At 67.2% G+C, this 24,102-nt stretch carries 20 protein-coding genes and 1 tRNA gene; 6 read left to right on the top strand and 15 right to left on the bottom strand.

Translation table 11 applies throughout. The annotated features are described in order from the left end of the window. Positions 1-13: 13 nt before the first annotated feature. Positions 14-676, bottom strand: a complete 663-nt coding sequence (locus PX554_RS10195) for a hydrolase (RefSeq protein ID WP_093219488.1) — start codon at positions 674-676, stop codon at positions 14-16. A gap of 232 nt (positions 677-908) precedes the next feature. Then, positions 909-999: transfer RNA gene (locus PX554_RS10190), tRNA-Ser, on the bottom strand. A 99-nt stretch (positions 1,000-1,098) separates the two neighbouring features. Between PX554_RS10190 and PX554_RS10185 the strand changes: the two genes are divergently transcribed. From PX554_RS10185 to PX554_RS10175, 3 genes are all read left to right on the top strand, one after another. After that, on the top strand, positions 1,099-1,992 hold the full coding sequence (locus PX554_RS10185; protein WP_275501316.1) for a peptidylprolyl isomerase: 894 nt from the start codon (positions 1,099-1,101) through the stop codon (positions 1,990-1,992). Positions 1,993-2,097: 105 nt separating this feature from the next. After that, positions 2,098-4,656 (top strand): TonB-dependent receptor, encoded by a 2,559-nt coding sequence (locus PX554_RS10180; protein WP_275501314.1) that lies wholly within the window; start codon positions 2,098-2,100, stop codon positions 4,654-4,656. Between the two features lie 128 nt (positions 4,657-4,784). After that, a complete protein-coding gene (locus tag PX554_RS10175; protein WP_275501312.1) occupies positions 4,785-5,966 on the top strand; it encodes a histidine-type phosphatase in 1,182 nt (393 codons plus the stop codon). 23 nt (positions 5,967-5,989) lie between these two features. Here the strand turns inward: PX554_RS10175 and PX554_RS10170 are convergent, their stop codons facing one another. From PX554_RS10170 to PX554_RS10150, 5 genes are all read right to left on the bottom strand, one after another. Next, positions 5,990-7,270, bottom strand: a complete 1,281-nt coding sequence (locus PX554_RS10170) for an alkaline phosphatase family protein (protein WP_275501309.1) — start codon at positions 7,268-7,270, stop codon at positions 5,990-5,992. A gap of 53 nt (positions 7,271-7,323) precedes the next feature. Continuing rightward, the gene (gene ychF / locus PX554_RS10165) at positions 7,324-8,424 is read right to left on the bottom strand and encodes a redox-regulated ATPase YchF (RefSeq protein WP_275501307.1); all 1,101 of its coding nucleotides are present in this window, start codon (positions 8,422-8,424) and stop codon (positions 7,324-7,326) included. A 187-nt stretch (positions 8,425-8,611) separates the two neighbouring features. Further along, positions 8,612-9,214 (bottom strand): TIGR02466 family protein, encoded by a 603-nt coding sequence (locus tag PX554_RS10160; RefSeq protein WP_275501305.1) that lies wholly within the window; start codon positions 9,212-9,214, stop codon positions 8,612-8,614. After that, a complete protein-coding gene (gene pth, locus PX554_RS10155) occupies positions 9,211-9,786 on the bottom strand; it encodes an aminoacyl-tRNA hydrolase (RefSeq protein WP_093221621.1) in 576 nt (191 codons plus the stop codon). Before pth ends, PX554_RS10160 begins: the two co-directional genes overlap by 4 nt. 78 nt (positions 9,787-9,864) lie before the next feature. After that, entirely contained in the window at positions 9,865-10,503 is a 639-nt protein-coding gene (locus tag PX554_RS10150; protein ID WP_093219473.1) for a 50S ribosomal protein L25/general stress protein Ctc, read from the bottom strand. A 181-nt stretch (positions 10,504-10,684) separates the two neighbouring features. Between PX554_RS10150 and PX554_RS10145 the strand changes: the two genes are divergently transcribed. Then, positions 10,685-10,840, top strand: a complete 156-nt coding sequence (locus PX554_RS10145) for a hypothetical protein (RefSeq protein WP_176786969.1) — start codon at positions 10,685-10,687, stop codon at positions 10,838-10,840. Between the two features lie 123 nt (positions 10,841-10,963). Here the strand turns inward: PX554_RS10145 and ppdK are convergent, their stop codons facing one another. The 3 genes from ppdK to PX554_RS10130 form a co-directional block, all read right to left on the bottom strand. Beyond that, on the bottom strand, positions 10,964-13,666 hold the full coding sequence (ppdK, locus tag PX554_RS10140; protein ID WP_275501300.1) for a pyruvate, phosphate dikinase: 2,703 nt from the start codon (positions 13,664-13,666) through the stop codon (positions 10,964-10,966). 135 nt (positions 13,667-13,801) lie between these two features. Further along, entirely contained in the window at positions 13,802-16,204 is a 2,403-nt protein-coding gene (glyS, locus tag PX554_RS10135; RefSeq protein WP_275501299.1) for a glycine--tRNA ligase subunit beta, read from the bottom strand. A gap of 133 nt (positions 16,205-16,337) precedes the next feature. Beyond that, complete coding sequence (locus PX554_RS10130) at positions 16,338-17,192, bottom strand: glycine--tRNA ligase subunit alpha (RefSeq protein WP_275501959.1); 855 nt, start codon at positions 17,190-17,192, stop codon at positions 16,338-16,340. A gap of 234 nt (positions 17,193-17,426) precedes the next feature. On the opposite strand from PX554_RS10130, the gene PX554_RS10125 reads away from it, so the two are divergent. Together PX554_RS10125 and PX554_RS10120 are read left to right on the top strand one after the other, a co-directional pair. Continuing rightward, the gene (locus tag PX554_RS10125) at positions 17,427-18,494 is read left to right on the top strand and encodes a TraB/GumN family protein (RefSeq protein ID WP_275501297.1); all 1,068 of its coding nucleotides are present in this window, start codon (positions 17,427-17,429) and stop codon (positions 18,492-18,494) included. A gap of 130 nt (positions 18,495-18,624) precedes the next feature. Next, complete coding sequence (locus tag PX554_RS10120; protein ID WP_275501296.1) at positions 18,625-19,515, top strand: TraB/GumN family protein; 891 nt, start codon at positions 18,625-18,627, stop codon at positions 19,513-19,515. A gap of 6 nt (positions 19,516-19,521) precedes the next feature. Here PX554_RS10120 and PX554_RS10115 read toward each other — a convergent pair whose 3' ends face one another. The 5 genes from PX554_RS10115 to PX554_RS10095 all read right to left on the bottom strand — a co-directional run bounded on the left by PX554_RS10115 (position 19,522) and on the right by PX554_RS10095 (position 24,085). Continuing rightward, positions 19,522-20,064 (bottom strand): hypothetical protein, encoded by a 543-nt coding sequence (locus PX554_RS10115; RefSeq protein ID WP_275501294.1) that lies wholly within the window; start codon positions 20,062-20,064, stop codon positions 19,522-19,524. Positions 20,065-20,154: 90 nt separating this feature from the next. After that, positions 20,155-21,153, bottom strand: coding sequence for a type II secretion system F family protein (locus PX554_RS10110; protein WP_275501292.1), 999 nt, complete (start codon positions 21,151-21,153; stop codon positions 20,155-20,157). 22 nt (positions 21,154-21,175) lie between these two features. Continuing rightward, positions 21,176-22,150: a type II secretion system F family protein gene (locus PX554_RS10105; protein ID WP_275501287.1), complete on the bottom strand. Its 975-nt coding sequence runs from the start codon at positions 22,148-22,150 to the stop codon at positions 21,176-21,178. 22 nt (positions 22,151-22,172) lie between these two features. Continuing rightward, entirely contained in the window at positions 22,173-23,465 is a 1,293-nt protein-coding gene (locus PX554_RS10100) for a CpaE/TadZ family protein (protein WP_275501285.1), read from the bottom strand. Continuing rightward, positions 23,462-24,085 (bottom strand): CpaD family pilus assembly protein, encoded by a 624-nt coding sequence (locus tag PX554_RS10095; RefSeq protein WP_338061582.1) that lies wholly within the window; start codon positions 24,083-24,085, stop codon positions 23,462-23,464. The genes PX554_RS10100 and PX554_RS10095 overlap by 4 nt, the downstream gene beginning before the upstream one ends. Positions 24,086-24,102: the final 17 nt, after the last annotated feature.

The raw sequence follows: 24,102 nt of genomic DNA, 5'->3' as shown, positions 1-24,102 counted from the left end.
AGCGCCCGCCTGATCAGGCGTGCGCGCCCTCGGAGGCACCGAACATCGTCTTCGCGTAGGTGACGCCGAGGCCGTAACCGCCGCCCCACTTCTTTGCGATGCCGGTGGTGCTGTCATACGTGTCGCTGCGGGCCCAGTCGCGCTGCAGTTCCAGCAAGTACTGAAGTGACGTCATCGGCTTGGCGCCAAGCTGGATCATGCGCTGCACGGCGCGCTCATGCGCTTCGACCGAAACGTCGCCGCATGCATCGGCGATGAAGTAGCAATCGAAACCCTGATCGACCGCCGAAGCGACAGGGCCGACGATGCAGACGCTGGTCCACAGTCCGGCGAAAATGATCCGCTCTTTGCCGATGCGATTGATCTCGGCGATGACACCTTCGTCCTCCCACGTGTTCATCGACGTCCGGTCGAGCATCGACTGTCCCGGGAACGCATCCCTGATTTCGTCGAACATCGGGCCGGAAAAGCTCTTCTCGGCAACGGTCGTCAGGATCGTTGGTACGTCGAACGATTTGGCGGCGCGACTGATAAGCGCTGCGTTGTTACGCAGCAGTTCCGCCGCGATCGACTTGGTCGCAAACGCCATCTGCGACTGGAAGTCGATCAGGATCAGCATGTGGTCGGTCGGCGAGATAAGCGACGTGCCGGCTCTGGCGGTTGCGGTTGCGGTCATCTTTCAATCTCCTTCAGGGTCCGGAAGCGATGACGTTGACCCTAAAGAATTCCACATCGGGAAATAGCGAGGAAAGTTCGCCAGACTTGTTCAAGAAAGTTGAAAAGCCGATTCGTTGAATGGGCATGAACGGCTACGGACGGCCGAGGCCGAACCGGTCTGCTAAGCGTCGGTAATCAGGAGGAAAAAGTCGAGACCCGTGGTCTTCTGCGGACCCCTGTGGAATGGTCCGTGGCGGAGCGGGAGGGATTCGAACCCTCGATACGCTTTTGACGTATACTCACTTTCCAGGCGAGCGCCTTCGACCACTCGGCCACCGCTCCGCATTCGCTGGATTTGTGGCCCCTATCGGGTCGGTGCGGGCAGCGCAAGCGGCGCGTGAGGATTGCATGGTGGCCGCGCCTCGTGTCAGGATCGCCGCCATGCCGATGCTCCTGCCCGTACTGCTCGCACTCGCCGCCGCCCCGCAGGGTGCCGCGCCGCCGCCGAAACCCACCGCCGCGCAGATCGCCGCCGCCGCGCCGGCCTCGTCCTGGGCCGCCATCGCGCCCGAGGATCTGCTGGTGATCGATTTCGCGGACGGGCAGCGCGGGATTATCTGGCTCGCCGCCACGCTCGCGCCGGTGCATGTCGCCAACATCCGCACGATCGCGCGCAGCGGCTGGTGGCGGGGCGGCGCAATCTACCGGGTGCAGGACGATTATGTGACGCAATGGGGCGATCCCACCAACAAGAAGCCGCCCGCCGCCGGCATAGCGCTGCATCCGCCCGCCGAATATGAATGGCCGGCGTCGGCGCACCCGGTCGTCGCCAATCCGTACAAGGATGCCTATGCCGCCGTCACCGGCTTCACCGCCGATGGCTGGGCGGTGGCGGGGGACGGGCGTTCGCAATGGCTGCCGCATTGCTACGGCATGGTCGGCGTCGCGCGCGATCTGGCGCCCGATGTCGGGACGGGCGGAGATCTTTACACCGTGATCGGCCACGCGCCCCGGCATCTCGATCGCAACATCGCGCTGGTCGGCCGGGTGATCGACGGCATGGCGGCGTTTTCGGCGCGCAAGCGCGGGACGGGCGGGGGCCTCGGCCTGTATGAAAGCGCCGAGGATTATGTGCCGATCCGCCGCGTCGCGATCGCGAGCGATCTGCCCGCCGGGGAGCGACTGTCCTACCAGTATCTCAAGCCCTCCGCGCCCGAGTTCGCGCGGACGCTGGAGGCGCGCGCCAATCGCGGTTTACCGTTCTTCACCGTGCCGGCGGGCAACGCCGATCTGTGCAATCTCGACGTTCCGGTGCGCAAGAAGCCGGCTGACTGATGTAGTTCCCCGTGCGGTGGTTGACGCGAAACCGTAACCGCCGCGTCATGCACGCGTCGCGAATTTTGCCTAGCGCGCGCCCACAGGGATTGTGGGGGACTATCGATGAAGCCGATCAAGAGCGCGTTGCTCGCGCGTGCCGCCGCGTGCGCGGTGATCGCGGGCGCCTGGGTTTCGCCCGCGCTGGCGAACGCGGAACCGGCGCCGGCTCCCGACGCCGCGAGCGAGGATACCGCGCCTGACATCGTCGTCACCGGCGCGCGCGAAGGCCAGCGCAAAGCGGTCGCCGAGAAGCGCGGCGCGGACAACACGGTCGAGGCGCTCTACGCCAACGATGTCGGCAAGCTGCCCGATCAGAACGTCGCCGAGGCGGTGCGCCGCCTGCCGGGCCTGTCGGTCGCGAACGATCAGGGCGAGGGGCGGTATGTCATCATCCGTGGCATCGACCCGAATCTCGTCAACGTCACGCTCAACGGTCAGACCTTGCCCGCGCCAGAGCCCGATGGCCGGCAGGTCAAGCTCGACGATCTGCCCTCGGCGATGATCCAGTCGGTGGTGGTCTCCAAGTCGTTGCTGCCGAGCCAGGATGCCAATGCGATCGGTGGCGAAGTCGCGATCCGCACGCTGACCGCATATGACCGCAGCGAACGCTTCTTCCTGGGTGCGCGTGGCTCGGCGGGTTGGAGCAAGCTCAACGGCAAGACGCCGTGGGAGGTCGATGGCCAGGTCGGCGGGCGGTTCGGCGCCAATGAGGAGTTCGGCGCGGTCGTCTCCGCCAATTACTCGCGCCGGCCGATCGAGTCGGAGAACTTCCAGGGTTCGGAAGCGTGGGGCAGTGGCGTTCCCGATCAGAACGGGCTGCGCGACTACAACCTCGTACGCACCCGGCTCGGGATCGTCGGCAATTTCGATTATCGCCCGTCGGACGACGTGAAGCTCTATATCCGGTCGAGCTATTCGAAGTTCACCGATCATGAGACGCGCGACCAGAATCGCGTGGGCAGCGAAACCGGCATCACCCCGGCGAGCGCGACCAGCGGTACGTTCAAGGCGACCGGCACGATCCTCGTGCGCCGCCGCGAGGAGGACGACAACACCAAGTCGGTGACGCTCGGCGGCGAGTTCAACGTCGGCGGCGGTAAATTGGAGGCATCGGGCGGCTATACCAAGGCGGTCAAGACCGATCCGATCCGCAGCGAGTTCACCTTCACCACACCCAAGAACGGGCTGACCGTCGACTATGATCTCTCGACCGATCCCTATAGTTTCACCCCGCGCGCGCCGGGCTTCACCGATCCGAGCAAGTTCACGCTCAGCAAGTTCAATCTCGATCGCCGTCAGGCCTATGAGGAAGTGTGGCAGGCGCGCGTCGATTACACGCTGCCGATCGCGATCGGCGATGACAGTTCGATCAAGATCGGCGGCAAATATCTGAACCGCAAGAAGTTTAACAATCAGGACAAGACGGATTACAAGGCCGGCAGCACCGCGCTGGCGCTCACCAATTTCGGCTATGTCGGCAACACCAATTTCTACGACGGCATGTACCGTTTCGGCCAGCGGATCGACTATTACAAGGCGCGCGCCTATGTCGATGCCAACCCTTCGACGCTCAAGATCGACAAGGACGGCACGCTCGCCGATACGCTGTCGAGCGACTATGACGTGCGCGAGACGATCGTCGCGGGCTATGCGATGGCGACGCTCAAGTTCGGCCCCATCACGATCATCCCCGGCGTCCGGGTCGAGCATACCGAAGACAAGACCAGCGCCACCGTGGTTGATGCCGCCTCGAAACTGACCGACGGCTACAACAGCTTCGGCAAGAAGAGCTATACCGACGTCTTCCCGGGCGTGAATGCCAAGTGGAACATCACCGACGATCTGCTGATGCGCGCGGCGGTGACGACCGCGATCGGCCGGCCCAATTATCCCGATCTCGCGCCTTATATCGTCGTCGAGGACGATACGGTGCCCGGCATCTCGCTCGGCAACCCAGATCTGAAACCGTACAAGGCGGTCAATCTCGACACGTCGCTCGAATATTATCCGACCAAGGACAGCGTGTTCGCGATCGGCCTGTTCTACAAGCATATCGACAACCCGATCTACACGAGCAATGCGCGGCTCACCAACGTGACCTATGCCGGCGTGGCCTATGCGGCGGCGGACGTGTCCAAGCCGATCAACGCCGACAGCGAAGTCGTGTACGGCATCGAGCTTAACGCGCAGACCCAGTTCACCTGGCTGCCGGGGCTGCTCAGCGGGTTCGGCGTGTCGGCGAACTACACGCATGTCGAGGGACATGCGACCGCACCGGGCATCCGCGCGGGCGACCTTCCGCTCGGCTTCCAGTCGCACGATATCGGCACCGCGCAGCTCTTTTACGAGAAATACGGCTTCGCGGCGCGCGTCGCCTACAGCTACCGCTCCAAATATCTCGATCTGCTCGGCGGCAGCACCGCGACCGACGAATATACTGACAGTAACGGCCAGCTCGATGTCCATGCCAGCTATCAGATCACACCGATGGTGACGATCTTCGCGGACGGCACCAACCTCAGCGACGCGCCGTGGCGCCGGTTCATCGGCACCAAGGCCAATCTGGTCGAACGCGAGCGGTACGATTATTCGCTGCGGGGTGGCGTGCAGCTCCATTTCTAGAGACACCGCCTGCACCCCCGTTCGTCCTGAGCGAAGTCGAAGGACGTGCCCAAGGCGCTGCGTTGCGTGGCACGTGCGTCGACGGGCTCGGCACGAACGGTTTGGGTGATTGATCGAAAGGGACACAGATGCGCCGTTCAGCCCTGATTCTCGCGATCGCCCTGGCCGGGCTCGGCACGAGCGCCGCGCCGGCCAAGACCCCCGCATTAAAACTCGAGCGCGTCGTGCTGATGATGCGCCACGGCGTCCGCCCGCCAACCAAGGCGCCGGCGATGCCGGTCAGCGTCACGCCCGAGCGCTGGCCCGATTGGGCAGTGCCGCCGGGCTGGCTGACCGCGCACGGCACCGTCGCGGTGACGGCGCTCGGCGCCGCCGATCGCGCCACGGTGGTCAAGGCCGGGCTGGTCCCGGCGGGCGGTTGCCCGGCGGCGGGATCGGTCGCGATCATCGCCGACAGCGACCAGCGCACGATCGCCACCGCCGATGCCTGGGCGTCGGGCTTCGCGCCAGGCTGCGCGCTGCCGAGCACGCACAAGCCGCAGGATGTCGATGATCCGATGTTCTCGCCGCTCGGCAATGGCGCGACGCTCGATCCGGTCGCGGTAGGCGCGGCGGTGAGGGCGGCGGTCGGGCCCGGCGGGGTGGCGGCGCTCGACGCACGGTACGCGCCGCTGCTGCGCAGGCTCGACGCGATCCTGTGTGGCGGCAAGCCCGCCTGCGGCGTGACGCGCACCCCGACCGGCCTCACCGATGCGACCGCGACCAGCCGCCCCAAGCTGCGCGGCGCGCTCGATCTCGCTTCGACCGCGGCGCAGGTGTTGCTGCTCGAATATGCCGATGGCAAGCCGATGGCCGATGTCGGCTTCGGCCGCGCCTCCGCCGCCGATGTGACCGCTTTGTCCGAATTCCACGCGCTCGAATTCCGCCTACTCGCGCGGCCGCTCCCGGTCGCGCGCGCGAACCTGTCGCTGATCACCCCGACGATCGCGGCGGCGCTGACCGACCCCAAGGCGGCGCGGATCACGGTGTTTTCCGCGCACGATACGCAGATCGCCAATCTCGGCGGGCTGCTCGGCGTCCACTGGCACGTTCCCGGCTATGCCGAAGATGACCCAGCGCCGGGCGGCGCGATCGTGATCGAAAGGCTGCGCGATTCCGCGGGCAAGGCGTTCGTGCGGGTTCGCTACCGCGCACAGCCGCTCGCCGCGCTGCGCGCGGGCGGCGGCGCGCCGGTCGAGCAGGTGCTCAGCGTGTCCGGCTGCGGGAAACTCTGCCCGGCCGACCGCTTTATGGCGATCCTGCGGGGTTAGGATCGCGCGAGCCTTCGCACCGGCTACCGTTTCAGCGCGGCCCGGAACGGTGTGTCGTCGCCATCGACACCGCTGGCCGGCGGCAAGCCAAGCAGATCGCGCAGCAACGGATAGACATCGACATTGTCGAACGGCGGCAGCGTGCCGAGCGGCTTGATCGCCGGCCCGCTCGCCACGAACAGCGCGCGCATCTCGGGCGCCATATTGTCATAGCCGTGGTCGCCGCCGGTGCGCGGCTTGTCGGGGGTGGTCTTGGCGGTCTCCCAGCCCGGCTCGGCGAGGCAGAAATAGGGCTGGATGCGCGGATTGCTGCCGTAATGGAAGCGCGCCGGGATATCGCTTTTGCGCCAGCATTGCAGATGGTCGTGGTGCGCCAGCAACGCCTTTTCCAGCGCCGCCTCGTGGCCCGGCACTGCCGAGAGCGAGGCGAACGGCCCGGTCTCGAAGATGCGATAGTCGGCCGGGTTGGCGATCCGGTCGATCGCGATCGTGCGCTCGCTGCTGATCGCGGCCATGCCGTGGTCGGCGACGATGACGAGATTGGCGGGCTGCCCAAGCTCGCGCAGGCCGGCGACGAGCTTGCCGATCAGCGCATCGACCGCGCCAGCGGCAGCGGTGGTGCGGGGATCGTCGGGGCCGAACTCGTGCCCGGCGCCATCGACCGTGTCGAAATACAGAGTGACGAAGCGCGGGCGGATCGCGGCTGGGCGGCGCATCCAGTCGAGCACGCCGTTGACGCGCTGCTCGCCGGTCACCGCCTGGTTGAACTGCATCCAGTCCTCGGGCCGCGTACCGCCCGTGGTCGCGCCGTGGCTGTTGGGCTTGACCGCACCGCCCCAGGCGACATTCGCGCCCGGCCAGAACATCGTGCCGCTATGGATGCCGGCCTGCTCGGCATCGACCCACAGCGGCTTGGCCTCATTCCACCAGAACGGATCGTCGGTCGCCATCGTGAAGGTTTCGCCGGGGCGGCGCGAGTCCTCCATGCTGTTGGAGACGATGCCGTTGCGGTCGGGCCGCTCGCCGGTGACGATCGTCCAGTGGTTGGGGAAGGTCTTCGACGGGAACGACGGCCGCATCGCCGCACTGATTCCCGCCGCCGCGAGCGCCGACAGATTGGGTGTCACCCCCCGCTCGAGATAATCCGCCCGGAACCCGTCGATCGAGATCAGGATGGTGACCGGCGTCCGCGCCGCTTGGGCGACGGACTTGGCGGGCGGGGCGGGGGCTACCGCCGGCGGGGTGACGCAGGCCTGGAGGCCCGCGCAGAGCCCGGCGACGACGATCTTGCTATACCAACGCATGACCGCCCCCTGCGCCGGCTCTGCTACATCTTCAAGACAGCGCGGTGTGCCGCTCAGACGTTGAAGCGGAACAGCATCACGTCGCCGTCCTGCACGACATAGTCCTTGCCTTCCTGGCGCAGCTTGCCCGCATCGCGCGCGCCCGCCTCGCCCTTGAACGCGATGTAATCGGCAAAGGCGATCGTCTCGGCACGGATGAAGCCGCGTTCGAAATCGGTGTGGATCTCGCCCGCCGCCTGCGGCGCCTTGGCGCCGACATGCACCGTCCAGGCGCGCGCTTCCTTGGGGCCGACCGTGAAGAAGGTCAGCAGGTTGAGCAACTTGTACCCGGCGGTGATGACGCGGGCGAGGCCGGTCTCCTCAAGCCCAAGCTCGCCGAGGAACTCGCCGCGCTCCTCGGGCGGCATCGTCGCGATCTCGGCCTCGATCGCCGCGGAGACGACCACGGCCTGCGCGCCCTCCGCCGCCGCTTTCTCGAAGACGCGCGCTGACAGCGCGTTGCCGTTCGCCGCATCGCCTTCATCGACGTTGCAGACATAGAGCACCGGCTTGGAGGTGAGCAATTGCGCCTGCGCGAACACGCGCGCCTCTTCCTCGTCCTTGGGCACGGTCAGGCGGGCGGGCTTGCCCTCGCGCAGCAGCTCGAGCGCTTGCCCCAGCACCGCGACGCCGATCTTGGCCTCCTTGTCGCCCTGCGCCGCCTTCTTGGCGAGGTTGGGCACGCGCTTTTCGAGGCTTTCCAGATCGGACAGCATCAGCTCGGTCTCGACCGTCTCGGCATCGGCGATCGGATCGACCTTGCCTTCGACATGCGTCACGTCGCCGTCTTCGAAGCAGCGCAGCACGTGGACGATCGCATCGACCTCGCGGATGTTGCCGAGGAACTGGTTGCCTAGACCTTCTCCCTTCGAAGCGCCGCGCACCAGCCCGGCGATATCGACGAAGGCGAGCTGCGTCTCGATGATCTTGGCCGAGCCCGCGACCGCCGCGAGCTGATCCAGCCGCGCATCGGGCACCGCGACGTTGCCGACGTTCGGCTCGATCGTGCAGAACGGATAGTTGGCCGCCTGCGCCGCCGCCGTCTGCGTCAGCGCGTTGAACAGGGTGGACTTGCCGACATTGGGCAAGCCCACGATACCACAGCGGAAACCCATACTCTCGTCCTTGAATGCTGGTGCGCCGCAACGGGCGCGCGATGGTGCCGCCGATAGCGAGTGCGGAGGGGGAATGCCAGATGTCACACCGAGACCGTCACCCCAGCGCACGCTGGGGTCTCTCCGGGTGGGCCGCACGCCCTCCCCGGAGAGATCCCAGCGTGCGCTGGGATGACGGAAATGCGTGTCAGCTATAGTTGAAGCTGATGCTGATCCGGTCCTGCTTGGCGGTGCCGGCGATCACCTCGTGGCGCAGCCAGCTTTCCCACAGCAGGATCGTGCCCGGCTCGGGCGTGACATGCGCGAAGCTGCGCAGCGGCTCCGGCGCGTCGTCGCGGCGGGTGGGGGCGGCCATCATCAGCGGCAGCCGCGGGTCTTCGAAGCGGATCGCGCCAGCACCCGGCGGCACCGCGACGTACAGCGTGCCCGACACCACCGAATGCGGGTGGATATGCCCCGAATGCATGCCGCCAGGTTTGAGGACGTTGACCCACAGGCTGTCGAGCCGGAGCTTGCGCCCGCCAAGATCGAACGCGCACGCCTCGGCGAAGGCCGCGACGTGTTTGGCGAGCCGCTTGGCGAGGTCGCCGAACGCGGGATCGCGCTGCGGCAAGTCGTTGAGCGACGCATAGCTGGTGTAGCCGCGATAGGTGTGCGCCTTCGACCAGGCGCGCCCGGCGCGGTCTTCCTGCGCGAACATCAGGCACGATTGTTCCAGGTCTTCGAGCAGCCGAGCGTCGCCAAGCGCGCCCTCGTAAACCGGAGTCGCGAACAGAGTGCGCACGCTCATTTGCCATCTCCAAGCCGCAGCGCGACATCGTTCATGAAACGCATGTCGTCGCCCTTGGCGAGCCACGGCGCCTCCGCCGCTACCGCGCCGAGCATGTCGGAAAGCGGGTCCATCTCCGCCTTGGCGTAATTGCCGAGCACGTACGGCGAGACCTTGTCCTTGTGCCCCGGATGGCCGATGCCGAGCCGGACGCGGCGGAACGCGTTGCCGATATGCGCCTCGGTCGAGCGCAGGCCGTTATGCCCGGCGGTGCCGCCGCCGACCTTCACCTTCACGCGGAACGGCGCGATATCGAGTTCGTCGTGGAAGACGGTGACGTCGCCGGTGTCGAGCTTGTAGAAGCGCATCGCCTCGCCGACGCTGCGGCCGCTTTCATTCATGAAGGTGGCGGGTTTGAGCAGCAGGATTTTCTCAGGTCCGATGCGCCCTTCCTGGGTCCAGCCCTGGAACGCCTTCTTGACCGGCGAGAAGCCGTGGAGATCGGCGATCGTGTCGACCGCCATGAAGCCGACATTGTGCCGGTTGAGCGCATATTGCGCACCCGGATTGCCGAGACCGACCCAGATTTGCACGTGCGATTGCTCCGAATACGAAAAGGGCAGGGCAACGCCGCGCGCCGCCCTGCCCAAATCTGCCCGATCGGGTAAGGCTTACGCCTCGCTCTCCGCGGCTGCTTCGGCGGCGACGGCGGCATCAGCCTCGTCATCGGCGGCGGTCGGCACGGTCGGCGGGACGATCGTCGCGATGGTGAAGTCGCGGTCGGTGATCGCCGGGGTCACGCCGTTCGGCAGCGTCACGTTCGAGATGTGGATCGAATCGCCGATCTCGCGGCCGGCCAGCGAGATGGTGATGTCGTCGGGGATCGCGGCCGCGTCGCAGACCAGCTCGATCTCGTGCTGGACGATGTTGAGCACGCCCTTGCCGGTCTTGATGCCGGGGGCCTCGTCCTCATCGGTGAACACGACCGGCACGCTGACGTGAACGGTGGTGTGCGCGCCGATGCGCAGGAAGTCGACATGGACCGGGCGGTCGGTGACGGCATCGAACGCCACGTCCTTGGGGAGCGTGCGGATGCTTTGGCCATTGGCCTCGATCATCACCTGCGAATTCATGAAATGGCCCGTCATGAGGAGGCGCATCAGCGCCTTTTCCTCGACGTGGATCGCCAGCGGCTCCTGGTTGTTGCCATAGACGACGGCGGGTACGCGGCCTTCACGACGAAGCGAACGGGAGGCTCCCTTGCCAACCTGTTCGCGCGTCTCGGCTGCGAGCGTAAGTTGTTCGCTCATTGCAGATCTCCGAAATACGGTGGTTCATGGTCCGGCCAGGCCTCCAGGGATGACCCTGACCGGAAGCCGGCGCGCATAGCCGAAGCGTACGCGGAGGGCAAGGGGGCGGGCGCGTCCCGGATACCGCTGGAATTGGCCGGGCGCCTTCCCATATCGGTGGGAGACCAAGAAGGAGAGTATGATGTCCGAGAACAATCAGGCCGAGTGGGAGAAGGAACTCGCCATCCTTCTCGACAAGATTCAAACCTACCCCTCACAGGATTCGACCGAAACGCGCGAGCGTATCCGCGTGCTCAACGCGCTGATCGCCTCGCACCAGCAGAAGGTCGAGGCGTAGCGGTCTCAATTTCAACCGTTCGCACTGAGCGAAATCGAAGTGCGTGGCCGAACCAGGCCGCTCGCCATGCTTCGACTTCGCTCAGCGTGAACGGCGCTAGATCAGTTCGTCACGCGTCGCGCATCACCCCTTGGTGGCGAGCGCGGCCTGTGCCGCCGCCAGCCGCGCGATCGGCACGCGGTAGGGCGAGGCGCTGACGTAATCGAGCCCGGTCTTCTCGCAGAACGCGATCGAGGCCGGATCGCCGCCATGCTCGCCGCAGATGCCGAGCTTGATGCCGGCGCGCGTCTTGCGGCCGCGTTCGGCGGCGAGTTCGATCAACTGGCCGACGCCCTCGACATCGAGGCTGACGAACGGATCCTTGGCGTAAATGCCCTTCTCGACATACACGCCGAGGAAGCGCGCGGCATCGTCGCGCGACACGCCGAGCGTGGTCTGGGTCAGATCGTTGGTGCCGAACGAGAAGAACTCGCCGACCTCCGCGATCTCGCCCGCCATCAGCGCGGCGCGCGGCAGTTCGATCATGGTGCCGACCAGATACTCGATCGTGCGGCCCTTCTCGGCGAACACCGCTTGCGCGGCCTGGTCGACCACCACCTTCATCAGCTCCAGCTCGCGGCGCGTACCGACGAGCGGGATCATCACTTCGGGGATCGGTGCCGCGCCCGACTTCTCCGCCACTTCGATCGCCGCCTCGAAAATCGCGCGCGCCTGCATCTCGTAGATTTCAGGGTAGGTCACGCCGAGCCGGCAGCCGCGATGGCCGAGCATCGGGTTGAACTCGTGCAGTTCGGCGGCGCGGCGCTTGAGCGTGTCGATGTCGATTCCGGCGGCGGTCGCCACCTCGGCGAATTCGGCTTCCTCGTGCGGCAGGAATTCGTGCAGCGGCGGATCGAGCAGGCGGATCGTCACCGGCAGCCCGGCCATCACTTCGAACAACTGCACGAAGTCGCTCCGCTGCTCGGGCAGCAGCTTGTCGAGTGCCGAGCGGCGGCCGGCCTCGTTCTCCGCCAGGATCATCTGGCGCACGCTGGTGATGCGCGCGGCGTCGAAGAACATATGCTCGGTCCGACACAGGCCGATGCCCTCCGCGCCGAACTCGCGCGCGGTCCTGGCATCGAGCGGCGTTTCCGCGTTCGCGCGCACCTTGAGGCGGCGCACCGCATCGGCCCAGCCCATCAGCGTGCCGAAATCACCCGACAGTTCGGGTTGCACCGTCGGCACTGCGCCCGCCATCACCTCGCCGGTGGTGCCGTCGATCGTGACGATCTCGCCCTCGGCGATCTCGCGCGCGCCGACGCGCATCACCCGCGCCTTCGCATCGATCGAGATCGACCCCGCGCCGGAGACGCACGGCCGGCCCATGCCGCGCGCGACCACCGCGGCGTGGCTGGTCATGCCGCCGCGCGCGGTGAGGATGCCCTTGGCCGCATGCATGCCGTGAATGTCCTCGGGCGAGGTTTCAACGCGGATCAGGATCACCGCGTCACCCGCCGCCGCACGCTTCTCGGCGGTGTCGCTGTCGAACACCGCCGCGCCCGAGGCGGCGCCCGGCGATGCGGGCAGCCCCTTGGTCAGCACGTCGCGCGCCGCCTTGGGGTCGAGCGTCGGGTGGAGCAACTGGTCGAGCGCCTGCGGCTCGACGCGCGCGATCGCCTCCTCGCGGGTGATGAGACCCTCTTCGGCCATCTCGACCGCGATCTTGAGCGCGGCCTTGGCGGTGCGCTTGCCCGATCGCGTCTGGAGCATCCACAGCTTGCCCTGCTGCACGGTGAACTCGATGTCCTGCATGTCGCGGTAATGCGTTTCGAGCAGGTCGAACACCTTGGCCAGTTCGGCGAAGGTCTCGGGCATCGCCTCTTCCATAGAGGCGGGCTTGGCGCCGGCGGCTTCGCGCGCCGCCTTGGTCAGATATTGGGGGGTGCGAATGCCGGCGACGACATCCTCGCCCTGCGCGTTGATGAGGAACTCGCCGTAATAGGCGCGGTCGCCCTTGGCGGGGTCGCGCGTGAAGGCGACACCGGTCGCCGAGGTCTCGCCCATGTTGCCAAACACCATCGCCTGGATGTTGACGGCGGTGCCCCAGGCGGCGGGAATGTCGTTGAGGCGGCGATAGACCTTGGCGCGCTCCGACTGCCACGATCCGAACACCGCGCCGACCGCGCCCCAGAGCTGGTCGTGCACGTCCTGCGGGAAGGGCTTGCCCCATTGCTGTTCGACCAGCGCCTTATATTCGGTGACGAGCTTGCGCAGATCGTCGGCGGTCAGATCGGTGTCGAGGAAATAGCCATTGTCTTCCTTGGCGATTTCCAGCGCTTCCTCGAACGCGCCGTGATCGAGTTCGAGCACGACGTCCGAATACATCTGGATGAAGCGGCGATAGCTGTCCCACGCGAAGCGCGCGTCGCCCGAGGTGGCGGCGAGCCCTTCGACCGTCTGGTCGTTGAGCCCGAGGTTGAGCACCGTATCCATCATGCCCGGCATCGAGGCACGCGCGCCCGAGCGCACCGAGACGAGCAGCGGATCGGCGGCGTCGCCGAAGACCTTGCCGGTCACGCCCTCGATATGCGCGATGCCGGCGGCGACCTCGTCGCGCAGCGACTGCGGGAAGCGGCCACCCTCGTCATAATAGCGCGTGCACATTTCGGTGCTGATCGTGAAGCCCGGCGGCACGGGCAGGCCGATCGACGCCATCTCGGCGAGGTTCGCGCCCTTGCCGCCGAGCAGGTTGCGGTCGCCCTTGCCGCCGTCCGACACACCGCCGCCGAAACGATAGACATAGCGCTGACCGGTGGAAGTGTCCGCGTCAGCCAGAATCGTCGCCATGTCTTCCTCCAAAACGTGTTTCCCGCGTTGTGCATCGCAGCACGCAAGAATTCAAGTCGAAGGCGCTAAATTGATCTTTCGATCGTGTTAGCGATATCAGTCAATTGTCAGAGTTATGCCAAGTCCGCGCTAAGATCAGCCGTCGATCTTCGAGAAGTCGGCAACGGTATGGACCGCCTGACGAACCCGCGCGAGCAACGCGAGGCGCGCCGCGCGTTTGGCGGGATCGGGATCGTTGACCATCACCGCTTCGAAAAACGCGTCGATCGGCGCGCGCAGCGTCGCGAGTGCCGCCATCGCCGCCTCGAAATCCTCCCGCGCGACCGCATCGGCCGCCGCCGGCTCGGCCGCATCGAGCGCGGCGCCGAGCGCGGCTTCGGCGGGTTCGGTGGCCACAGACGTCGCATCCACGCCAGCCGTCGCCCCAGCGGAAGCTGGGGCCTCTCGCGGCTCCTGTCCTGCACCATCGCCAGAGACCCCAGCTTGCGCTGGGGTGACGCTTTGGGGAACGCCCTCCTTCTTCAAAATATTCGCCGCCCGCTTGTACCCGGCGAGCAGATTCGCCCCATCCTCGGTGCCGACGAACGCCTGCAACGCCCGCACCCGCGCGAGCAGCCGGACGAGATCGTCCTCGCCCCCCAGCGCGAACACCGCATCGATCAGGTCGTGGCGCACACCGGCTTCACGTTGCTGGACCTTGAGGCGGTCGGCGAAGAAGTCGATCGGCGGGGCGGGGTGCAGCCCCGCCGCGCGCAGGCCCGCGTAGCTGCGGGCATCGTCAGCCACCGGAAAGACGATCAGTTCTTCGCGGTCCGCCATCAGCCGGCGCACATCGCCCGAGACTTCGAGATACATCGGCGCGCCCGGCACCGCGCGCCCGACGCTGCGCAGATAGGCTTCGAGGTGGAGATCGGCCGCTTTGGTCAGCCATGCGCCGAGCGCGCCGCGCAACCCGTTGGTGACGATCAGGCGGATCACGCCGAGCGCGGCGCGGCGCAGCGCGAACGGGTCTTTCGATCCGGTCGGCAGTTCTTCGATCAGGAAGAACCCGCGCAACGTATCCAGCTTATCCGCCAGCGACACCGCCACCGTCACCGGATCGGTCGGCACGTCGTCGCCCTGGCCGACCGGCTTGTAATGATCGCGGATCGCCGCCGCGACGCGTGGGTCTTCGCCTTGGCGCTCGGCGTAATAGCCACCCATCAGCCCCTGCAACTCGGGGAACTCGCCGACCATGCCGGTGACGAGATCGGCCTTCGCCAGCCGCGCCGCGCGTTCGGTGAGGTCAACCAGTGCCTCCTTCGTCGCCCCAGCGAAAGCTGGGGTCTCGTGCGGCTCTTGCCCCGCGCCATCGCGGGAGACCCCAGCTTGCGCTGGGGTGACGACGGTGGTGGTAGCGGAGGAGGGACTTGAACCCCCGACGATCCCCTCTTCGACCAGCCACCGCGCCAGCTTGGCGACCCGGTCCACCTTGTCGGCGAGCGTGCCGAGCTTCTCGTGGAACACGATTCGCGCGAGTTTCTCGGCCTGCTCTTCGAGCGGCACCTTGAGGTCGGTCTCGTAGAAGAACTTCGCGTCTGAAAGCCGCGCGGCGAGCACCTTTTGGTTGCCCTCGACGATCTTCGCGCCGCCATCGACCGCGTCGATATTGGCGGTGCAGACGAACGCGTTCGCAAGGCTCCCGCTGGCATCGCGGCACACGAAATACTTCTGGTTCACGCGCGCGGTGAGCTGGATCACCTCGGGCGGGACGCTGAGGAACGCCGCGTCGAAGCGCCCGAGCAGCGGCACCGGCCATTCGGTCAGCCCGGCATTCTCGGCGACCAGCCCTTCGTCCTCGACCAGCGCCAGCCCCGCCGCCTCGGCCAGCGCGCTCGCACGCTCGCGGATCAGCGCGCGGCGTTCGTCCTGATCGACGACGACGTGGCAGGCGTGGAGCTTCTCGACATAATCGCTCGCCGAGCCGATCGTGATGACGCCCGGATGGTGGAAGCGATGCCCCACCGTCGCGGCGCCAGAGGCGACGCCGGCGATCTCGCACGGAACGACATCCTCACCGAACAAAGCGACGATGCCTTGCAGCGGGCGCACCCAGCGCAGGGATTCGGTGGTGAGCGACGCTTCGCCCCAGCGCATCGACTTGGGCCAGGGGAAGCCGCGGATCACGGCGGGAATGGCCTCGGCGAGCACGTCGGCGGTGGCGCGCCCGGCGCGCTCGACCACCGCGAAGAACACGCCGTCGCGCTCGACGAGCAGGTCGCGCGTCAGCCCGGTCTTGCGCAGAAAGCCTTCGAGCGCCTGCGGCGGCGCGCTGGTCTTCGGCCCCTTCGTCTCTTCCGAGACGGCAGCGGTGGCGTCGGGCAGGTCACGCGCGATCAGCGCGAGCCGGCGCGGCGTCGCGAAGGTGACAATGGCATCGGTGTGCAGACCCGCTTTCGCCAACTCGGCCGCGAACAGTCGCGCGAGATCGTCGCGCGCCTTGTCCTGCATGCGCGCGGGGATTTCCTCCGAGCGGAGTTCGAGGAGGAAGTCGGTCATGATGCTCTCCGTTCCCCCGCGAAGGCGGGGGTCCAGCCTCGGCGCGCAGCGCCGATCGCGCTGGCGCGCGGAATGTTGATTGGGGTCTGGACCCCCGCCTTCGCGGGGGAACAGCGGTTGGGATCAACGGTGCTCACGCGGCCCACCCGTTCTTCTCCATCCACGCCGCGCACGCGCCCTTCGCCAGATCACGCACGCGGCCCATATACGCCTGGCGCTCCGCCACCGAGATCACGCCGCGCGCTTGCAGCAGGTTGAAGACATGGCTCGCCTTGATCGCCTGTTCATAGGCGGGGATCGGCAGCTTCGTCTCCAGACAGCTTTCGCATTCGGCGGTGGCCTTGCGGAACAGGTCGAACAGCCGCTCGGTATCGGCAACCTCGAAGTTCCACGCGCTCATCTGGCGTTCGTTCTCCAGGAACACCTCGCCATAGGTCATCTGCGGCTTATTGCCCTGCGCGTCGTTGAACGCGAGATCGTACACGCTGTCCTTGTTCTGGAGGTACAGCGCGAGCCGCTCGAGCCCATAGGTCAGCTCGCCCGCGACCGGCTTGCAGTCGAATCCGCCCATCTGCTGGAAATAGGTGAACTGAGTCACCTCCATGCCGTCGCACCACACTTCCCACCCGAGGCCCCATGCGCCGAGCGTCGGGCTCTCCCAATCGTCCTCGACGAAGCGGATGTCGTGCCGCGTGAAATCGATGCCGATCGCGGCGAGGCTGCCGAGGTACAGCTCCTGCAAATCGGGCGGACTCGGCTTCAGGATCACCTGATATTGGTAATAATGCTGGAGCCTGTTGGGGTTCTCGCCATAGCGGCCGTCGGTCGGGCGGCGGCAGGGCTGGACGAACGCGGCGTTCCACGGATTCGGCCCGAGCGCGCGCAGCGTGGTCGCCGGGTGGAAGGTGCCGGCGCCCATCTCCATGTCATACGGCTGCAGGATCAGGCAGCCATGCGCGCTCCAGTAATCGTGGAGCGTCAGGATCATGCGCTGAAAGCTCAGCGGCTCGCCGGGGGCGGGGGCGGAGGGGTGGCTTGCGGCCAAGAACGATATCCTCACGGGTGGCTGGTGGCCCACGGCTTTGGCGTATGGCCGAAAGAGGGTCAACCGTCCGTACCGCGCACGATTGACGGCGCGGCGGCTTTGCGCTTCATCGGGGGCGTCATGGTGCGAAAGGGTCTCGCTTTGCCGCGGGCGGGCGGGTCGGGGGTACGCTGTGCCTTGGCGGTCGCGTTGTCGCTATCGTGCGCGGGCGCGCCGGCGCTCGCGCAGCGCATCGCCTATCCATCCGTTCCCGCCAGCGAGACGGTCACGCTGCACGGGCAGCCGGTCGAGCCCGCCCCGAAGGTGGGCTATACCGCGCTGCCGCTCGACGATCAGACCGCGCCGACCGATACGCCGCTCGACGGCGACACGATATCGCCCGAGGAGGCGGCGCGCGGCGCCGACACGCTGCTGCTCTCGCAGCTTTCGCAGAATTACCGCCCCCATCCGGCGATCTGGCGGATCGGTGACCGTGACACGACGATCTATCTGTTCGGCACGGTCCATGTCCTGCCGCCCGGTTTCGCGTGGCGCGACGCGGCGATCGACGCGATCGTGGCGAAGGCCGACACGCTGATCGTCGAGGCGATCGACGAGGATGCCGTGCCCGATTTCGCCGTCACATATGCCGGCGGCTCAGCACTGCCGCCGCTCGCCGCGCGCGTCTCGCCCGATCATCGCGCCGCGCTGCGCCGGTTCACCGATACGCTGCCGCCCGAGGCCGCCGCCGTGCTCGACGGCATGCCGACCTGGATCGCCGCGATCGCGGTCGGCTTCGCGCGGGACACGCAGGCGGGCGAGCTGCCGGGGCCGGGCGCGGACGACTGGATCGAGGCGCAGTTCCGCAGCCGCCACAAACCCGTCATCGCGATCGAGGATGCCGCGAAGGTGATGGGGCAGGTGAACGCCGTGGCCGAGGCCGAGCAGCGCAAGACGCTCGACAAGGCGCTCGACACGCCCGCCGCGACTCGCGCCGAGCGGCGCGCGCCGACGCACGCCTGGGCGCAGGGCGATCTCGGCCCGGGGTCGGCGCTGACCCGCGATCTGGCGGTCACGACGGGCGGCGATGCGCTGGGGGGCGCGTTGCTCGCGCATCGCAACCGCGCCTGGGCGGACGCGCTGGTGCGGCGGCTCAAGGTGCCGGGCACCGCCTTGTTCGCGGCCGGGGCGGGGCATTTCATCGGCCCGGATTCGGTGCTCGCGCTGCTCGAGAAACGCGGCGTGCGCGTGACGCGGGTGCAGTGATGCGGCGCACGCGGCGGCCCGGTTCCGGCATCCACCGTTCCACGCAGGCGCGTTGCGCGAGCCGACTTTGGGCTGGTGCGGCACGCGGGATTCTATAATCGGCGCCGCTCGGCTCTGTGGGATGTGAACGATGCGTTTCTTGAAGACCTTGCTGGCGGTGAGCCTGATCGCGGCCACGCCCGCCTGCGCGAAGCCCGCGCCGGGTGCGGTCAAGGATGTCGATCCGGCGCTGTGGGTGGTCAAGGACGCGGATACCACCATCTATCTGTTCGGCACGATCCACGCGCTCAAACCCGGCCTCGGCTGGTTCGACGATGCGGTGCGGAAGGCGTTCGACGCGAGCGACAGCCTCGTCCTCGAAATCCCGATGCCCTCGCCCGACGAAGCGCAGAAGGTGATGCTGCCGCTCGCGCTCGATCCGACCGGGCCGACGCTGACCGAGAAGATCCCCGCCGACAAGCGCGCGGCATATCGCGCGGGGCTCGCCAAGCTCGGCGTCCGGCCGGATGCTTTCGACCGTTTCGAGCCGTGGTTCGCGGGTGCGACGGTCGGCCAGCTCGAACTGCAGAAGAGCGGCTTCGGGCGCGACGACGGCGTCGAGAAACAGCTCGATGCCGCGGCCAAGGCGGCGGGCAAGCCGGTCACCGGGCTGGAAACGCTCGGCCAGCAGCTCGGCTATTTCCACGATCTGCCGCAGGACGCGCAGGTCTCGTTCCTGCTCTCCGGCATCGAGGAAATCGACACCTTCCCGGCGGAAATCGACAAGATGGTCGATCTGTGGGGCAAGGGCGATGCCGACGGGCTCGGCAAGATGATGAACGAGGATCTCACCAAACAGCCGGTGCTGCGCCAGGTGCTGCTCTATGATCGCAACGCGCGCTGGGCGGACTGGATCGCGCGGCGGATGGATCAGCCCGGCACCGTGTTCATCGCGGTCGGGGCGGGGCATCTCGCCGGCGCGGGCAGCGTCCAGTCGCTGCTCGCGAAGAAGCACATCACCGTGCGGCGGGTTCGGTACTGAGCGCGATCATGCGTCGCCGGGGGTTCGCAACGTCGCCGCCTGCTGGCGCCACTGCCGGCCGGTGACGTAACCCGCCGGCAGCGCGAGGCGCAGTTCCAGCGCCATCTCGTCCTCGTCGGACAGTTTCTCGATATCCTCGAAGCTGGTGATGCCGAGGTCCAGCAGCCGTTGCGCGAGCGCATCGTCGATCCCGTCGATCCGCGTCAGCGCATCGGGCATGGCATCGGAGGTGGCCTCGGTCTCGGCGAGCTTCGGAAGCCGTTCCTGCGCCGATGCCGCGCCGGCGATCTTGAACGCCGCGATCCGCGCCTCGGCTTCGCCCAGCCGCGCCGCCATCGTCTCGTGCGTGGCCTCCAGCGCGGCGGCGTGGCGGGCCAACGTGTTGAGACGGTCCTGGGATTGCGTCCGGAACGCGGCGAACTCGCTGGTCAGCCGGCGCATCATGCGGTCGCGATTGACCGAGGTCGGATTGGTCGCGAACCCGAGCAGCCACGCACCGACCGCCACCGCGCACAGCACGAGGAGTTGCAACGGCGAATCGAACAGCATCGCAGCACCGGCCTCCATCCACGGTGCGGCTTTCCTGCCGCGCGCCCGCGCGGGCGGCAAGCCAGACGATATGCTCCGCTTCGGGACAGATCAGTGGTTGCCGTGGATGAACGAGTCCGAAATGGAACAGGCCGCCGGGCCGAGGATGACGATGAACAAGGTCGGCAGGATGAACAGGATCAGCGGCACCGTCATGATCGCGGGAAGGCGCGCGGCCTTTTCCTCCGCCCGCATCATGCGCTCGTTGCGGAACTCCGCCGATAGCACGCGCAGCGCGGAGGCGAGTGGCGTGCCGTATTTCTCGGTCTGGATCATCGTCGTGACCACGCCCCGGATCGCATCGAGCTTGACCCGCGCCGCAAGGTTCTCGAACGCCTGCCGCCGCTCCGACAGGAAGCCCAGTTCGATCGCGGTCAGCGTGAATTCGTCGCCCAGTTCGGGATAGCCTTTGCCGAGTTCACGCGCGACGCGGCCGAACGCCGCATCCACGGTCAATCCCGCTTCGGCACAGATCACCAGCAGATCGAGCGCGTCGGGCAACCCCTTGCGGATCGCGTCCGACCGCTTCGTCACCTTGTTGTCGAGGTAGAGGTCGGGCGCCTTGTACGACAGGATGAACGTCCCCGCGACCACGCCGTAAGCCTTCAGCGGCGACCAGGTCGCGAACATGTCGGTGCCGTAGACGAAGTACAGGCTCAGCCCGCCGAACACGATTGGCAGCACCAGCCGCCCGAAGATCACCGCGACGGCATATTCCTTGGATCGGATGCCCGCCTGGAGCAGCTTGACCTGCGCCGCCTTGACCTGGCTGTCCTGCAACATCTTGAGCGCGGAGAGGAACGCCTTGATGCGGTCGGTCGTCTCGTTGCGGGTGACGAGCCTGGCGCGGCGCTTGGGCGATGGGGCAATGCCGGCCTTCAACTGTTCGCGGCGGTCGTTGAGCGCCTTGACCCGCTTCGTCATCGGGTCGCGCACCGTCGTCGCCGCGTAGATGGCGAGCAGGACGGAACACGCCGCCACCGCCGCGAGCAGGGTCGCGACCGCGAAGACGTCGATCCCGAGGATCGTGGGGCCGGCTGCTGGTGCCATGATCTGTCGCTCGTACCCGCGGTTAGATTTCGAAACTGACCATCTTGGCCATGATGAACACGCCGATCCCCATCCACACCAGCCCGCCAACGCCCGCGATGATGAGCCGCGGATCGACGAAGAAGTTCCGCATGTAGCTGGCGTTGACCATCCAGATCATCGCGAAGACGATGAACGGCAGCGACCCGACGATATAGGCCGAAGCCTTCGATTCGGAGGACATCGCCTTGATCTTCAGCTTCATCTGGAAGCGCGTGCGCAGAACCGTGGCCAGGTTGGCGAGCGTCTCGGCGAGGTTGCCGCCGGTCTCGCGCTGGATCGCGATGCTGATGACGAAGAACTGGAATTCGGGCGTGCCCAGCCGGTCCGCGGTCTCCTGCAACGCCGCGTCGAGCGTGCGGCCGATCCGCATCCGGTCGGTGATCGCGCGGAACTCGACGCCGACCGGCCCGTCAATCTCCTGACCGACGACGCCGATCGTCTCGGTGATCGGCAGGCCCGAGCGCAAGCCGCGCACGAGCAGTTCGATCGCGTCGGGGAATTTCGCCGTGAAGCGGGTGACGCGCCGCCGGATGTGGAAGCTCACCGTCATGTGCGGAATGCCCGCGCCGACGGCGATCGCGAGCAGCACCGAAAGCGCGACGGGCAGATTGAGCACCATCAGCCCCAACGCCACGAATAGCGCGCACCCGACCGTCGCCATCCCATATTGGCCGACCGTCCAGGTCTTTCCCGTCATCGCCAGCCGCTTCTTGAGCGCGTCCGGGCGCGGCAGATAGCGCATCGCCGCCGCGTCCATCTTGTTGGCGCGCGCGGCGGCGATGCCGCGCGCCTGCACGGCCGAGAGCGCCGCCGCCGTCTCGCCGTACCGCTCGCGCACCAATGCCAGCCGGCGGGCGCGCGCGCGCTCGGGCGAAGGGCCGGCGAACGCGAACGCCACCAGCACCAGCACGCAGAGCGCGCCGGCGCCCACGGCAAGGAGCGGCATCATCCCCATCGGTCTCAATCGCTCCCGACGCTCAAGCCTGTTTCGCCTTATCGCCGCGCTTCGGCATCATCGCCGTGAGCGCGCCCATCTTGGCGAACAGCGAAGCGCCGCCGGCCTTGCCCTTGCCGCGCGGTGCGCCGCTTTCGGTCTCGCCGGTCGCGAGGATGCGGGCCGCGATCTCCGCCAGCGGCGCGGTCGTCTTCGACGCCTTGCCGATTTCGGCCAGCGTTTTGCCGAGTTTGGCCGCCTGCGCGGCGAGCTTCTGGTCGAGCGGCACGAAATGGTCGATCTTGCGCTCGATCGAACCTTCGAAATCCTTGCGGCTGATCTCGAGCTGCGCCGCCGGCGGAACGCGGTTGGCGACGATGATAACCTCGCTCGCCGGCGCGTTCGACTTGAGCCAGGAGAGGATGCGGATCGTGTCGCGCGCCGCCGCCAGCGTCAGTTCGGTGACGATCACCGCCGCCTGAACCCCCGCGACGAGCTGCGGGTGCTGCACCAGCATCGCGCGCGGCAGATCGACCACGGTGCATTCGAACGCGAGCCGCATCTCCTCCTGCAACAGATGGAAGGCGGCGCCATCGGTCAGCACCGGCGCGTTGATCGGCGCCTCGGCCGACAGCACCGAAAGCGTCTCGCTCGCCTTCACCATCGCGCGTTCGATGAACAGCCCGTCGATGCGGCTGGGATTCTCGATCGCGTCGGTCAGCCCACGGCCGGGTTCGAGATCGAGCGCGAGCGCGCCGGTGCCGAAATGCACGTCGAGATCGAGGATCGCGGTATTGCGCGGCCCGCGCTCGCTGATGAGCCATGCGACCGACGTCGCCAGCGTGGATGCGCCGACGCCGCCGCGCGCGCCGATGAAGGCGGTCGCGCAGTGCGGCCGCCCGCCATGATCCTCGATCGCCCTGGGCGCGTTGAAGACCGACTGGGCATGGGTCAGCGCCTCGCGCAGCATCGCCGGGCTGAGGGGTTTCAGCAGATAATCCTGGATGCCGCTGGCGATGAGATCGCGGTAGAGCCGCACGTCGTTGACCTGGCCCGTCGCGATCACCACGGTGCCGGGTTCGCACACCTCGGCGAGCGCGTTGATGTCGTTGAGCGGATCGCCGCTCTCCGACAGATCGATGAGCAGGATCTGCGGGCTGGCCTGCACCGACAGCGACTGGACCGCGTTGCGCAATCCGCCCTTGCTGACCTTCTCCTCCGCCCATCCCATGTCGGACGCGACGGCGCGGATCGTCTCGGCGGTCTGCTCGTCGCAGACGTGGGCGACGAACGGTTCGCGAAACCCGATCTTGCCGGGGTTGAAGGGCGCGTTCATTTCTTCACGTCCTTCAGCCCGCCCATTAGTCCGCCCGCGCCGGTCGGCACGGTCTTGCGGAAGCTGTCGATCGCCTTGGTGGCGGAGGCGGTGTCGGTCAGGCTGCCGGCGCTCTGCCCGCGCACGAGGTCCATCGGATTGGCGACCATCGCTGCGAGATTGGCGTTGATCGCGCAGCCCTGGTTCGATCCGGTGTGGTTCTCGAAATCGGGCTGACCGACGCGGCTGAAGTCCGGGCAGCCCGGCACGCTCGCCTTCATCCGGCTGATGACGACGCGGACCATGCCCGGCGTGACCGGCGCATCGGTCGTGGGCGCGTCATCGGTGACGAGCAGCCCGTAGCGCGCGACCTGCGCCGCGATCTGTTCGTGCGCGCGGACCGCAAGGCCGCCCGGATCATCGACCGCGACATGATCGCCATAGCCCAGCCGCATCGACGCCATCCACCCGGCCAGCCGCTGCGCTTCGCCGGGCGCGAGCGCGTCGCCGCTGGTGGCGGCATCGAACACGTAATCGGTACGCGCGACGACCGGTTGATGCACCGATTCGAGGCCGCGATTCTGCGTGCCGGTACAGCCGCCGATGGTGAGCGCGGCGATCAGGATCAGATGTTTACGCATGGACATTGCCCTTCGCG

Source organism: Sphingomonas pollutisoli (genome assembly GCF_029167165.1).
GTDB lineage: Bacteria > Pseudomonadota > Alphaproteobacteria > Sphingomonadales > Sphingomonadaceae > Sphingomonas > Sphingomonas pollutisoli.
This window is presented reverse-complemented; position numbering and strand designations above follow the sequence as displayed.

Excerpts from the sequence above, each read along its gene's own strand:
- PX554_RS10145 (WP_176786969.1), top strand. The coding sequence starts at position 10,685 with ATGTCCGAGAACAATCAGGCCGAGTGGGAGAAGGAACTCGCCATCCTT.
- ychF (WP_275501307.1), bottom strand. The coding sequence starts at position 8,424 with ATGGGTTTCCGCTGTGGTATCGTGGGCTTGCCCAATGTCGGCAAGTCC.
- PX554_RS10120 (WP_275501296.1), top strand. The coding sequence starts at position 18,625 with ATGCGTTTCTTGAAGACCTTGCTGGCGGTGAGCCTGATCGCGGCCACG.
- PX554_RS10115 (WP_275501294.1), bottom strand. The coding sequence starts at position 20,064 with ATGCTGTTCGATTCGCCGTTGCAACTCCTCGTGCTGTGCGCGGTGGCG.
- PX554_RS10185 (WP_275501316.1), top strand. The coding sequence starts at position 1,099 with ATGCCGATGCTCCTGCCCGTACTGCTCGCACTCGCCGCCGCCCCGCAG.
- PX554_RS10110 (WP_275501292.1), bottom strand. The coding sequence starts at position 21,153 with ATGGCACCAGCAGCCGGCCCCACGATCCTCGGGATCGACGTCTTCGCG.
- PX554_RS10175 (WP_275501312.1), top strand. The coding sequence starts at position 4,785 with ATGCGCCGTTCAGCCCTGATTCTCGCGATCGCCCTGGCCGGGCTCGGC.
- glyS (WP_275501299.1), bottom strand. The coding sequence starts at position 16,204 with ATGACCGACTTCCTCCTCGAACTCCGCTCGGAGGAAATCCCCGCGCGC.
- PX554_RS10130 (WP_275501959.1), bottom strand. The coding sequence starts at position 17,192 with ATGATCCTGACGCTCCACGATTACTGGAGCGCGCATGGCTGCCTGATC.
- PX554_RS10150 (WP_093219473.1), bottom strand. The coding sequence starts at position 10,503 with ATGAGCGAACAACTTACGCTCGCAGCCGAGACGCGCGAACAGGTTGGC.
- PX554_RS10160 (WP_275501305.1), bottom strand. The coding sequence starts at position 9,214 with ATGAGCGTGCGCACTCTGTTCGCGACTCCGGTTTACGAGGGCGCGCTT.
- PX554_RS10100 (WP_275501285.1), bottom strand. The coding sequence starts at position 23,465 with ATGAACGCGCCCTTCAACCCCGGCAAGATCGGGTTTCGCGAACCGTTC.
- PX554_RS10095 (WP_338061582.1), bottom strand. The coding sequence starts at position 24,085 with ATGCGTAAACATCTGATCCTGATCGCCGCGCTCACCATCGGCGGCTGT.
- PX554_RS10105 (WP_275501287.1), bottom strand. The coding sequence starts at position 22,150 with ATGGGGATGATGCCGCTCCTTGCCGTGGGCGCCGGCGCGCTCTGCGTG.
- PX554_RS10195 (WP_093219488.1), bottom strand. The coding sequence starts at position 676 with ATGACCGCAACCGCAACCGCCAGAGCCGGCACGTCGCTTATCTCGCCG.
- PX554_RS10180 (WP_275501314.1), top strand. The coding sequence starts at position 2,098 with ATGAAGCCGATCAAGAGCGCGTTGCTCGCGCGTGCCGCCGCGTGCGCG.
- ppdK (WP_275501300.1), bottom strand. The coding sequence starts at position 13,666 with ATGGCGACGATTCTGGCTGACGCGGACACTTCCACCGGTCAGCGCTAT.
- PX554_RS10170 (WP_275501309.1), bottom strand. The coding sequence starts at position 7,270 with ATGCGTTGGTATAGCAAGATCGTCGTCGCCGGGCTCTGCGCGGGCCTC.